We start from the raw sequence: 11,619 nt of genomic DNA, 5'->3' as shown, positions 1-11,619 counted from the left end.
CGGGCGATGCCGAGGGAATATCTCCTGACATAGGGAATATCTCCTGGCATGTGCACGCTGGGGGGACGACGGGGATGCCCCTGGCGCCCGGCTGATTCGCCGGCCCGGCTTGCTGGCCCATCCGGGGCGCGCTAGGACAAGGCATGGCAGCCTCCCCCTCAAACGCGTGTCCCCGGCGATGACGACCCCGGTCGCGCTCACTATTGCCGGCTCGGATTCCAGCGGCGGCGCCGGCATCCAGGCCGACCTCAAGACGTTTGCCGCGCTCGGCGTCTATGGTGCCTCCGCCATCTCGGCGCTGACGGCGCAGAACACGCGCGGCGTCACCGGCATCCATGCGGTGCCCGCCGATTTCGTCACCGCGCAGATCGATGCCGTGTTCTCCGATCTCGATGTGGGCGCGGTGAAGATCGGCATGGTGGCGCAGGCCGCCAGCATCGATGCGATCGCGGCCGCGCTGTCGCGCTGGAAGCCGCAGCACATCGTGCTCGATCCCGTGATGGTGGCGACCTCAGGCGACCGTCTGCTGGCGTCCGAGGCCGTCGATGCCTTGCGCACGAGATTGATGCCGCTGGCCTCGGTGATCACGCCGAACCTACCGGAGGCCGCAGCTCTCCTCGGCGAGCCGATCGCTGTGAGCGAGGCCGCGATCGAGGCCCAGGGGCGCCGGCTGCTGGCGCTCGGCTGCCGTGCGGTGCTGATCAAGGGCGGCCACGGCGAGGGCGCCGAGAGCACCGATTATCTCGTCACCTCTGCACACAGCCTCGCGCTCCCCGCGCCCCGTATCGCCACGAAAAACACCCATGGCACCGGCTGCTCGCTGTCCTCCGCGATCGCAGCCGAACTCGCCAAGGGCATGGATCTCGAGCCTGCCGTGCGGACCGCGAAGGCCTGGATCAGCGCGGCGATCGCGTCTGCCGACCGCTTCAGCGTCGGCCATGGTCATGGGCCGGTCCATCATTTCCACACATTCTACTGACGGTGCGCGCTCGCGCGGCACCGACGTTCCCCCGTTAACCAATGGGGCCGTGCCGGTCCGTGGTTTTGCGGAGGCGGCTTGCTGTGCCATGTCGCCTGATTGTCGCATGCGACTGATATTCGCGGGGAGGGCGAGGCAAGGCGTGATTCGTATTTGAAGGTGCCTCACAGGTTCAATTGGTCATCCCCCTGTCACGGGACATTGTTACAGGCTGGCGCATGGGAAGTTACGATGTGAGTGACGAGAGCCCGGAGCGGCGCTTTCGCACGTTGTTCATCTCCGACGTTCATCTCGGAGCCCGCGGTTCTCAAGCCGATCTTCTGCTCGACTTCCTGCGCTACCATGACGCCGATACGATCTATCTCGTCGGCGACATCGTCGACGGCTGGGCGCTGAAGTCGAACTGGCACTGGCCGCAATCGCATAACGACCTCGTCCAGAAGCTTTTGCGCAAGGCGCGCAAGGGTGCCAAGGTCATCTACATTCCCGGCAATCACGACGAGTTCCTGCGCAACTATTACGGCACGCATTTCGGCGGCATCGACGTGGTCGAGAACACCGTCCACACCGGCGTGGACGGCAAGCGCTATCTCGTCATCCACGGCGACATCTTCGATCTCGTGGTGCAGAACGCGCGCTGGCTCGCCCATCTCGGCGACAAGGCCTACGACTTCGCGATCCAGATGAATCGCTTCGTCAACTTCTTCCGCCGCATGTTCAAGGTGCCCTATTGGTCGCTGTCGCAATGGGCCAAGCAGAAGGTCAAGAACGCCGTCAACTATATCGGCGCGTTCGAGCAGGCGCTCGCCGCCGAGGCGCGGCGTCACGACGCAGACGGCGTGATCTGTGGCCACATCCACTACGCCGTGATCCGCGACGAGGCCGGCATCCGCTACATGAATTGCGGTGACTGGGTCGAGAGCTGCACGGCCCTCGTCGAGCACGACGACGGCCATTTCGAGATCATCACCTGGGCGGACCAGGCGCAGAAGCCCGCGCAGGTCCCTCAGGTCGCGGCAAGGGCGGCCTGATGCGCATCCTGGTCGCGACCGACGCCTGGCACCCGCAAGTCAACGGTGTGGTTCGGACGCTGACCAAGCTCGCTGACGCCGCCAAGGGACTTAACGTTCAAGGTTCTGGCGTCGAATTCACGTTCCTGACGCCGCAATCGTTCCGCACCTTCGCGATGCCGAGCTATCGCGACGTGCGTCTGGCCATGCCGCGGCCGGCCCGGATCGCGAAGCTGATCGAGGAGGCGCGGCCCGACAGCATCCACATCGCGACCGAAGGGCCGATCGGCCTGATGGTCCGCCGCTACTGCCGCCAGCGCAAGCTGCCGTTCACGACCAGCTTCCACACCCGCTTCCCCGAATATGTCCGCGCCCGCGTCCCCGTACCGGGCTCGCTGATCTGGCGAGCGCTGCGCCGTTTTCATGCGCCGAGCCGCGCCGTGATGGCGGCGACGCCGGCGCTCGCCCGCGAACTCGGCGAGCGCGGTTTCGACAACGTCGTGCTGTGGCCGCGCGGCGTGGACACCGGCCTGTTCCATCCCCGCGCCATCGACCTCTGCCTGCCGTCGCCGGTGTTCCTGTCGGTCGGCCGCGTTGCGGTGGAGAAGAATCTCGAGGCGTTCCTCGACCTCGACCTGCCCGGCACCAAGGTCATCGTCGGTGACGGCCCGGCGCGCGCCGCGCTGGAAGAGGCCTATCCCGATGCGATCTTCCTCGGCGAGAAGCACGGCGAGGAACTGGCTGATATCTATGCGGCCGCCGACGTGTTCGTCTTCCCGAGCAAGACCGATACGTTCGGCCTGGTGCTGCTGGAAGCGCTCGCCAGCGGCCTGCCGGTCGCGGCCTTCCCGGTCAAGGGCCCCCGCGACGTGATCGGCGATGCCCCGGTCGGCGCCCTCGATCACGACCTGCGCAACGCCTGCTTCGCCGCGCTCGACATTTCCCGGCAGGACTGCGTTGAATTTGCCGCCAATTACACCTGGGAAGCCTCGGCGCGGGCTTTTGTCGACAGCATCCAGGCTGTGGGGGCCGTGCTGCCCGGCCGGAACGGCGCGGAACAGCCTCGCTTCGTCGCCTGACGGGGTAGATTCTTGTTTTGACGCGTTTTCCTGGCGCGAACCGGTATCCGCTTCGCTCGAAAATGCTCTGCGGATCCTCGCACAGAGGTGTCTTGCCCGGGCCTCACCGGCCGCGATAACATTCGACCATGACCGAACAGCTCCTCCCGGTCGGCCCTGCCGACATCGATGCCGCAGCGCGCGTGATCGCGCCCTACGCGATCCGCACCCCGCTGTTGTCCTTTCCCGTGCTCAACGAGCGCGTCGGCGCGAAGGTGTTCTTGAAGCCGGAGATGCTCCAGCGCACCGGCTCCTTCAAGTTCCGCGGCGCCTTCAACAAGGTGTTCTCGATCCCGCAGGACAAGCGTGCCGGCGGCGTCGTCGCGTTCTCCTCTGGCAACCACGCCCAGGGCGTGGCTGCGGCGGCGAAGATCCTCGACATGCAGGCAACCATCGTGATGCCGGCGGACGCCCCGCTGTCCAAGCGCGAGCGCACCAAATCCTACGGCGCCGAGGTGGTGCTGTATGACCGCGACAAGGACGACCGCGAGGCGATCTCGCGCGGCATCGCCGAGAAGCGCGGCGCGACACTGGTCAAGCCGTATGACGATCCCTTCGTGATCGCGGGGCAGGGCACCGCCGGCCGCGAGATCGCGGAGGACATGGCAACGCTCGGCCTTGCCCCCGACATCGTGGTGGCGCCGGCCTCCGGCGGCGGCCTGATCGCGGGCGTCGCGACGGCCGTGAAGGCGCGCTATCCGCAAGCCGAGATCGTGGTGGCCGAGCCCGAGGCGTTCGACGATCACGGCATCTCGCTGACCGCAGGCCATCGCGAGCCGCATCCGCCGGCAGGCCGCACCATCTGCGATGCGCTGATGGCGCTGATGCCCGGCGAGATGACGTTCGCGATCAACAGCAAGCTGCTCGCGCGCGGCGTGACGGCCTCGGACAAGGAAGTCGGCGCGGCCGTGGCGTTCGCCTATCGCGAGCTGAAGCTGGTGGTGGAGCCGGGCGGTGCGGTGGGCCTTGCCGCATTGCTGGCCGGACGTCTCGATGTCGCCGGCAAGAACGTCGTCATCGTGCTGTCGGGCGGCAATGTGGATGCCGACCTGTTCGCCGAGCTGGTGGCCTGAGCCTCCATTCGACGCCCCTCTGGGCGCGCCGATGTCTCGACAGCGTCATGGCCGGGCCTGTCCCGGCCATCCACGGCTTTTCTCACAGCACGAAGAACGTGGATGCCCGGGACAAGCCCGGGCATGACGAGCTTTTCTGTGAGCGCGGCTGAGGCAAGAAGCCAGTTGCATTCTCGTTCCCCGACATAAAGAAGGGGCAGAGCGTTTCCGCTCTGCCCCTTCTTGTATTGTCGTTTGGTAATTTTTTGAACGTGCTCCTTGCTCGGTGCAACCTCTCCCGCTTGCGGGGGAGGTCGGCGCGAAGCGCCGGGTGGGGGTCTCTCCAAGCTGGGATATTTTCAGTACGTCAACTTTCCCGTTGTGGAGGCACCCTCTCCCCAACCCTCCCCCGCAAGCGGGGGAGGGAGCGCACCGTCTTCTCCTTGCGATCAGTGCATGAAGCCGCGGTGGTTGTTGCCGCCGCCCGTGCTCGGGGCCTGGTTCATCGACTGGCGGAAGTTGTTGCCGCCGTTGCTCACCATCCTGTTGGTCGTATTGAGCTGCGGACGGTTGTTGTTCTGGTTCTGGATCTGCACCTTGTTCACCGGATTGTTGTTGAGCTTCACGATGCCGGTGTTGCCGTTGTTGACGCGGATCGGGTCGTTCTTGGTCTGAACTGGCTTCACATCGACGGTTGAGCCGCCCTTGCCGACATTCACCGGCATGCTCACGATCTTGCCGGGGTTGCCGTTGGTCGTGCCATTGGTGGTGCCGTTGGTCGTGCCGGCAGTGATGCCGCCGTTCGGCTTGGTGTTGGTCACGGGCAGGGTCACGATCTTGCCGGTGCCAGTGGTGTTGGTGCCGGTGGTCGGCGCGGGCAGGGTGACGATCTTGCCCGGGGTCTGCGTCGGCGTGCCGCTCTGCTGGTTGCTGCCCGCCGGCAGGTTGACGACCTGGCCGCCGTTGCCGAGCTTTCCGATAACGTTGCCGTCGACCGGCTTCTGCACGACCGGCAGGTTGCCGTTGATCTGGCCGCCACCATTACCCTGCTGCGTCAGCGGCATGTATTTGGGCTGGCCGAGATTGCCCATCTTGAAGATCGGGGCAATGTTCTGCGGCGCCAGGAACTTGGTCGGCTGCATCAAGGGGATCAGCTTCGGCTGGGCCGCGAGCTTCAGCGCGGAGACGCCATAGGGGCTGTTGCCAAAGCTGTCGTAGAAGGTCTGATAGCCGAGCGGCGAGTTGGCGAGCACCGCCTTGTGCCAGGCCTGCGAGAGCAGGAGGTTGTTCAGCAGCCAGCGGATGTGGTCGCACAGCGGATCGTGCGGGTACATCTGGATGAACTCCTGATAGTACTCCGGCCGGCCCTCGGACACCACGTAGTCATAGGCCTGCCGCGTCGAGCGGCTCGGCAAATTGGCGGCCATCTGCACGACGGGCGCATTCAACGGCGCGCGGTTGGCGGCAACCGCGGTGTCGCCGAAGAAGGTGAAGTCGCTCGTGAGCGAGGAGCTCTCCCACGGGATCTGCGCGCCGCTCGTGGTCTGGTTCACCTGCAGACGCACGCGCTTGAACAGCTGCTCGATCGGCACATTGGGCTCGCGGGCAACGTCCAGGAAGGCTTGCGTGTATGGGCTGTGGCCGTTGGTGCCGTCCTGCGCTTCGGCGCCCGGCGCGGTGGAATAGCCGACGATCGAGCCGTTCGGCGCGTCAACGATGGCCAGGCCACGGCCGGCGTCGTTCACGTTCGGGAACGGGTTGTTGCGGCAGGCATCGAGAATGACGATGCGCATGCGGCTCGGGATCGTCTCCAGCGTCGACATCACGTCGACGAGGCGCACCGAGTTGTTGACGAGCTCGGTCGGGTTGCCGACCTTGGCGTCCACGGGAACGAGATAGTTCTCGCCGGCGAGCTGCACACCGTGACCGGCGTAGTACACCATCGCCACCGTGTTCGGGCCCCGCGCTGACACTTTGGCGGAGAAGTCCTGGACGACGCGGAGCATGTCGTTCTGGCCCAGATCGGTTGCCGAGACGACCTCGAACCCGGCGGAGTTCAGGAACTGGGCCATCGACTGGGCGTCGTTGTCGGGATTGGCGAGCTGCGGCGCATTCTGGTAGTTCGAATTGCCGATCACCAGCGCGACGCGCTGCTCCGGCCCCTGCAGCGCGGTGGGGGCGGGTTGGACCGGGGCGACTTGGGCGGAAACGGGGCCGCAGGCGAAGCCGAACAGGCTTCCCAAGAGGCCGGCCGTCATCAGGAAGGGTCTCAGGCGGAACATGGCGTGCTCCTTTCGGCACTGATCTCGATGCGAGATTGGTTGCGAGGAAGACTGGCCGCGTTCGAGGAAGAGGTCCGTGACCGCAATCACCATGATAGGCTGCGTGATCTGAATCACGCTTGGAACCGGCCTTGGTTAGCGGCTGCTTGCCGGCCACGAGACGTTTGGGAGACTTCATGCTGAAATCGATCGATCCGATCCTCACGCCCGACCTGCTCTGGCTGCTGGCCTCGATGGGCCACGGAGACGACCTGGTGTTCGTCGATGCCAATCACCCTGCCACCCGCATCGCGCAAAGCACGACGTCGCAGCGCCTGATCCAGCTGCCGGGCATGACCATGGAGGCCGCGATCCGTGCCATCATGTCGGTCTATCCGCTCGACGATTTCGATCCCGATCCGGTGCGCGTGATGGCGCCGGTGGACGATCCCGACCGCGTGCCCGACGTGCAGCGTGCGGTGCTGGCGGAGATCGCGCGTGCCGCCGGCAGCGCCGTCACGCCCGGCAAGCTCGCGCGTCCGGACTTCTATCGTGCGGCGGCGGCGGGCTTCGGCGTCGTGCAGGTCGGCGACAACAGGGGCTATGGCTGCTTCCTGATCCGCAAGGGCGTGATCTAGAGCTAGCCGCGACCGATGAGATGGATCGCCGAACGCCAGGCGTGCTGCGACAACGCCTCGAGGTTTCGAACCGCCTCGACGCGAAGGAGCGCAGCGTCGGCGGTCAGCGTTCCATTGGCCACCGCACCGAGCGTCGCACTGCGGTGGGCGCGCAGCATGTCGCGGAGCTGTGCCGTACAGCGCTCGAGCTCGGCGATGGCCTCATCGGGCGGGTCCGCGCGGGGACCTGCCAGCATGTCCCCGGTATGCGGGGCGTGGGTCGATCCATCGACGCGGGGCGGCGCCGCTACGCCGCGCGCAATCGCGGCGGCGGTCAGCATTACTTCTGCACACAGCTCTGCGGCGCGGATGTCCTCCGGTCCGCCTGCTATCGCGCCGGAAATGTTGCCCCCATTTGCGAGGTCCGTCAGTCGCGTCGCGTGGTCCAGTGCGTGCAGCGTGCTCGTGAGACGCCGTTGCTCGTCGTCGGTCTCGGGTGGTCCGGCCACGTCCGACAGGAATATTTGCGCCTGGCGCACGGCATCGGCGGCTTCCTGCACGGACACGGCGTCCCTTCCCAGGCGTATCGGTCCCGCGCGGGCCGCCAGTTGCGCCTCGACCCAACCGCACACCGTCATGAGTACGCGCGCGATCGTGCGCCGGACCGCTTCCACCGCCACGATCGGGGTCTGCAGCGCCGAAGGATCGAGGCATCGCGTCAGCGGCGAGCCGCGCTCGGGCAGAATCCTTTCGACCAGCCGCGTGAACGGGTTGATCAGCGGCAGCAGGACCGCGACACCGAGGACGTTGAATGCGGTGTGGTATCCGGCGAGCAGCGTGACGCCGTCGATCGTGTCCGAAGCGCGCAGCAGCAAGGGCGTCACGACGGGAAAAGCCACCAGCGCGATGAGCGCGGCGATCAGCTTGAAGAGGACGTAGGCGATGGCCAATCGTTTTGCGGTGGCACTCGCGCCGATCGCGGCGAGTGCGGAACTCGTCGCCGTTCCGATGTTCTGGCCGATGATCAACGCGCAGGCCTGATCCAACCCGATTGCGCCGGCGAAATAGCCGGACAAGGTCACTGCGATGGCGGCCGTCGACGATTGCATCAGCGCGGTCATGACCAATCCGGTCACGACCAGCGCCAGCACGCCGAGCAGGCCCGACCACCACGACGTCCCGGGACTGCCGAGGACCGCAGGCAGATCCGCCGGGTGCAAACGCTCCGCCAGCCCGCCCATACCCTGCTGCAGGGTCGTCAGTCCGAACAGCACGAGTCCAAATCCCGCGAGCGCGGCGCCAGCGCCGGAGATTCGTCCGCGGCCGAGCAGCCTGGTCAATGCGCCGACGAAGATCATCGGCAACGCCGCGGCCGTGAGCGAGACGCGGACGCCGATCAGCGCGACCAGCCAGCCGGTTCCCGTGGTGCCGATATTCGCACCGAAGACCAGGCTCAACCCTTGCTGGAACGTCAGCAGGCCGGCGCTGACAAGACCGATCGTCGTCATCGTCGTCGCGCTGGAGGACTGCACCAGCAGCGTGACGATGGCTCCCCAGAATGAGCCGAGCAGCGGCGTCGACGCCGCCTTGCCGAGCACCGCGCGCAGAGCGGAACCCGCCAGCGCCTTCAGGCCCTCCGTCATCACGGTCATGCCGAGCAGAAAGAGACCTACTCCGCCGAGCGTCGAGATCGCAATGGACATGCATGCGCCTCGCGATACTGCACCACGAATAGCGAGGTAGAGAGTACAGCAACAAAGCCCCGATGGGTCGGATCAATTGTGACGCGAGGGGCAGGCTTTCGAGTCGAAGCGGCAAAAAGCCTCCCACTCGAATTTGAATGGCCTTCCAGGAGGCCAGCGTCTATGGTCGACGCATGTCTCGCCTTGTGTGTCTATTCGTTGCTGTCATCCTCTCGCTGCTGCCGGCTGTCGCATCCGCTGAGCCCGCTCAAAAGCGACCCAAGCCGGTCTGGAAGGGCTACGGCTTCCTGCCGGGCTATCGCCAGCCGCTGAGCAACAGCATTCCGCTCTACAAGCAGAAGGACGCGATGCGGCGCCTCGCGCGCAACGAGCGCCGCCATTGGTACATCGACCCGGTTCCGCAATATTACCGCTGGGACGGCGAGTGGCACTATTTCGGCCGGCCCGGCTTCGGCGGCGGCCGTTACAACGGCGGCAGCTTTGGCCCGTGCTGGACGCGTACGCCGATCGGCGCGGTGTGGAATTGCGGGTGAGGGCTTAAGGAAAGCTGCGGACGACCTCGATCAATCCGACGATTGCGGCATTGAAGGCATCGAGCTCTTCGGCCGGAATCCAATGTTCGAGGTGTGAGCGTCCGCCGGCCTCCTGCACGTCGTACTTCGCAATGAAGTCGCGCCTGACCTCAAACCGTGTCACGAATCCCGAACCGCTCGCCGGCACATTCCAGTCGCGCGCGATCTTGACGGCGTAGTCCTCGGTCAGCACCGGATAGAAGATCGGCTGGTCCGGCAGGCGCGGCGGAAACGCGCGCATGCCGGATTGCGCGATCAGCTCGAGCTCCTTCGGGCCGACGGGACGCCAAAGCGTGATGGTGTCTGCGGTGGGGGACATCGGTGTGAGATCTGGTTCAGGACACTACATACACCGGCGGCATGTGGAGCGAAACTCGTAGCTCCATCACCGTCACCCCCGCGCAACGGCGAAGCCGTTGTCGCTGGCGGTGCTCGCCTCTTCGGCGAGCCTCGAAGGGCGACGACCCGGCCGCATCGGGGCCGTGCATCCTTCGAGGCTCGGCGCACGATGCGACGCATCGAGCGCCTCGCACCTCAGGATGACGGAGTTGATGCTGTCGTCATTGCGAGCGCAGCGAAGCAATCCAGACTGCCGCTGCGGAAGGATTCTGGATTGCTTCGCTGCGCTCGCAATGACGATGTGGCGAGAGTGTGCGCCACAATTCGCTCCGTGCCCCGGACGCAGCGCAGCGCCTCTTCGACGGTGCGCTGCTGGGCCGGGGCCCATGTTGCGGCGGAGGTTGTGGCCTCTGGGTCCCGGATCTGCGCTTCGCTTGTCCGGGACACGTAGCCCTTACGAGAAGAACGCGATCTTCTCGGCCTGGGTCATGCGGCGGATCGGCGCGAGCGGGTCGTTGGCCGGCGCGCGGGGCTTTTGCAGGATCCCGCTGGCGAGGATGGTGGCGCCGAGCGAGGCCTCGGGGAGCGGCGAGGGCATCGGCAGCGCCGCAGCGGGCGCCGCGGCGAACGTTGCCGTGGCCGCCATGGCGGGCGCCGGCTGCTCCATCACTTCGGCGGCGGCTTCCGCGATGGCGTCGGTGAGGCGCGCGAGCGAGTCCATCGCGATCGGTGCGTCGGCGGCGGGCTCTTCCGCGATTGCTGCGGCAACGGGCTGCGGCGCGACCGGCTCGGCGGCAATCGGGGCTTCGACCGCTGCCGCGGCCACAGGCTCCGGACTTGAGTCCAGACTTGGCCCCAGACTTGGCTCCGGGCTTGCAACGGCCAGCTCGACCGGCTCGATGATTTCGTCGAACTCCGGATCGGGCGCGGCCATCTCCAGCGCGATGGCCTCGAGGATCGCTTCGTCCTCGGCCTCCGCAGCAGCGTCCAGCGAAAACGCGTCGCTGACATCGGCGATGGCGGCGGGCTCGGCGGCCGGCTCCGTAGCAACAGTCTCCGGGACCGCGATGGTCTCGACCGCCGCCGTGTCGGACGCGATCTCGCTGTCCGCTACAGCCTCGGGCGCGACGGTTGCATCCATGGCCTGCTCGGCCATTGCGGTCGTGCCGGCTTCCTCGATGGAGGCTTCCTCGATGGCGGCTTCGGGCGCGGAGGTCGCTGCGACCTCCTGCGGCATCTCCGTAAAAGCCACGGGTGCTTCGCTCGTCATCGCGGCAGGCGCGGCCTCGACTGGCGCAGCTTCGGCGACGGGCGGCGGCGATTCCTGTGCAGGCGCGGGCGAGGAACGCTCGGCCTGCGGCACAGCGCCGCCCTCGGTCTGCTCGATCCGTTCCCTGAGCAAATCGAATGCGGCCTTGAGCTCGACGCGGGGGTCGATGGTCGAAATCTGCCCGCACGCCGCCTCGATCGAAGCGAGCTGCGAATCAATGAGATCGCAGATTCGCCCGTCGGCGCCGATCTCGCGCCAGCGCCAGGAGATCTCCTTGATGATGCGCACGCCGCGCGGGATCGGTGCGAGGCTCGCCTCGATCGCGGCGGGATCGAACGCTGCGATCGCGATCGTCTCGGCCTCGCGGATGGCGCGGCGGATCTCGATCAGCGCCTCGGGCAGGCGGTCCTCGACGACGGGTTGTCGCTGTGCCGCAAGGGTTTCTGCGATTTTGGCGACCGCATCGAGCACCATGCGGGTGTCCGCATTGCGGTTGCGCTTGGCATATTCGCCGAGGAACCAGCGGCCGCGCGCGGTCTCCATGAAGGCTTCGCGGATCGCGTCGTAATCCTGCTCGTTCGGCTCGGCCGCGCGGGCAGACATGGGCGAAAGGGCGAATGCTTCGTTGGCCATGACAATCTCGTCGCGCAAATCAGTGCGCGTTACTGTAACGATCACCACGATATCGACCGAATCGC

General features: G+C 66.3%; 10 protein-coding genes. 6 read left to right on the top strand and 4 right to left on the bottom strand.

Annotation, left to right across the window (positions count from 1 at the left end; translation table 11 throughout):
* Positions 1 to 178: 178 nt before the first annotated feature.
* The 4 genes from thiD (at position 179) to JQ617_RS09180 (ending at position 4,180) form a co-directional block, all read left to right on the top strand.
* Complete coding sequence (gene thiD, locus JQ617_RS09195) at positions 179 to 979, top strand: bifunctional hydroxymethylpyrimidine kinase/phosphomethylpyrimidine kinase (RefSeq protein WP_212026049.1); 801 nt, start codon at positions 179 to 181, stop codon at positions 977 to 979.
* A gap of 218 nt (positions 980 to 1,197) precedes the next feature.
* Positions 1,198 to 2,010 carry a UDP-2,3-diacylglucosamine diphosphatase gene (locus tag JQ617_RS09190; RefSeq protein WP_063687950.1) on the top strand — a complete coding sequence of 271 codons (813 nt, stop codon included), beginning with the start codon at positions 1,198 to 1,200 and terminating at the stop codon, positions 2,008 to 2,010.
* Positions 2,010 to 3,068, top strand: a complete 1,059-nt coding sequence (locus JQ617_RS09185) for a glycosyltransferase family 4 protein (RefSeq protein ID WP_212026048.1) — start codon at positions 2,010 to 2,012, stop codon at positions 3,066 to 3,068. Before JQ617_RS09190 ends, JQ617_RS09185 begins: the two co-directional genes overlap by 1 nt.
* A gap of 128 nt (positions 3,069 to 3,196) precedes the next feature.
* Complete coding sequence (locus JQ617_RS09180) at positions 3,197 to 4,180, top strand: threonine/serine dehydratase family protein (RefSeq protein WP_063687946.1); 984 nt, start codon at positions 3,197 to 3,199, stop codon at positions 4,178 to 4,180.
* Between the two features lie 428 nt (positions 4,181 to 4,608).
* Here JQ617_RS09180 and JQ617_RS09175 read toward each other — a convergent pair whose 3' ends face one another.
* Positions 4,609 to 6,441, bottom strand: a complete 1,833-nt coding sequence (locus tag JQ617_RS09175; protein ID WP_212026047.1) for a caspase family protein — start codon at positions 6,439 to 6,441, stop codon at positions 4,609 to 4,611.
* Between the two features lie 176 nt (positions 6,442 to 6,617).
* Here JQ617_RS09175 and JQ617_RS09170 point away from each other — a divergent pair, with 176 nt between their 5' ends.
* On the top strand, positions 6,618 to 7,058 hold the full coding sequence (locus JQ617_RS09170; RefSeq protein WP_212026046.1) for an RbsD/FucU family protein: 441 nt from the start codon (positions 6,618 to 6,620) through the stop codon (positions 7,056 to 7,058).
* Positions 7,059 to 7,060: 2 nt separating this feature from the next.
* Here JQ617_RS09170 and JQ617_RS09165 read toward each other — a convergent pair whose 3' ends face one another.
* Positions 7,061 to 8,740, bottom strand: coding sequence for a Na/Pi cotransporter family protein (locus tag JQ617_RS09165; protein ID WP_212026045.1), 1,680 nt, complete (start codon positions 8,738 to 8,740; stop codon positions 7,061 to 7,063).
* Positions 8,741 to 8,913: 173 nt separating this feature from the next.
* Between JQ617_RS09165 and JQ617_RS09160 the strand changes: the two genes are divergently transcribed.
* A complete protein-coding gene (locus tag JQ617_RS09160) occupies positions 8,914 to 9,273 on the top strand; it encodes a hypothetical protein (protein WP_249156908.1) in 360 nt (119 codons plus the stop codon).
* A gap of 4 nt (positions 9,274 to 9,277) precedes the next feature.
* On the opposite strand, the gene JQ617_RS09155 is transcribed toward JQ617_RS09160, so the two are convergent.
* Positions 9,278 to 9,631, bottom strand: coding sequence for an ADP-ribosylation/crystallin J1 (locus JQ617_RS09155; RefSeq protein WP_212026043.1), 354 nt, complete (start codon positions 9,629 to 9,631; stop codon positions 9,278 to 9,280).
* Positions 9,632 to 10,105: 474 nt separating this feature from the next.
* Positions 10,106 to 11,554, bottom strand: a complete 1,449-nt coding sequence (locus JQ617_RS09150; RefSeq protein WP_212026042.1) for a hypothetical protein — start codon at positions 11,552 to 11,554, stop codon at positions 10,106 to 10,108.
* Positions 11,555 to 11,619: the final 65 nt, after the last annotated feature.

It is taken from the genome of Bradyrhizobium sp. KB893862 SZCCT0404 (assembly GCF_018130885.1).
Classification (GTDB): domain Bacteria; phylum Pseudomonadota; class Alphaproteobacteria; order Rhizobiales; family Xanthobacteraceae; genus Bradyrhizobium; species Bradyrhizobium stylosanthis.
This window is presented reverse-complemented; position numbering and strand designations above follow the sequence as displayed.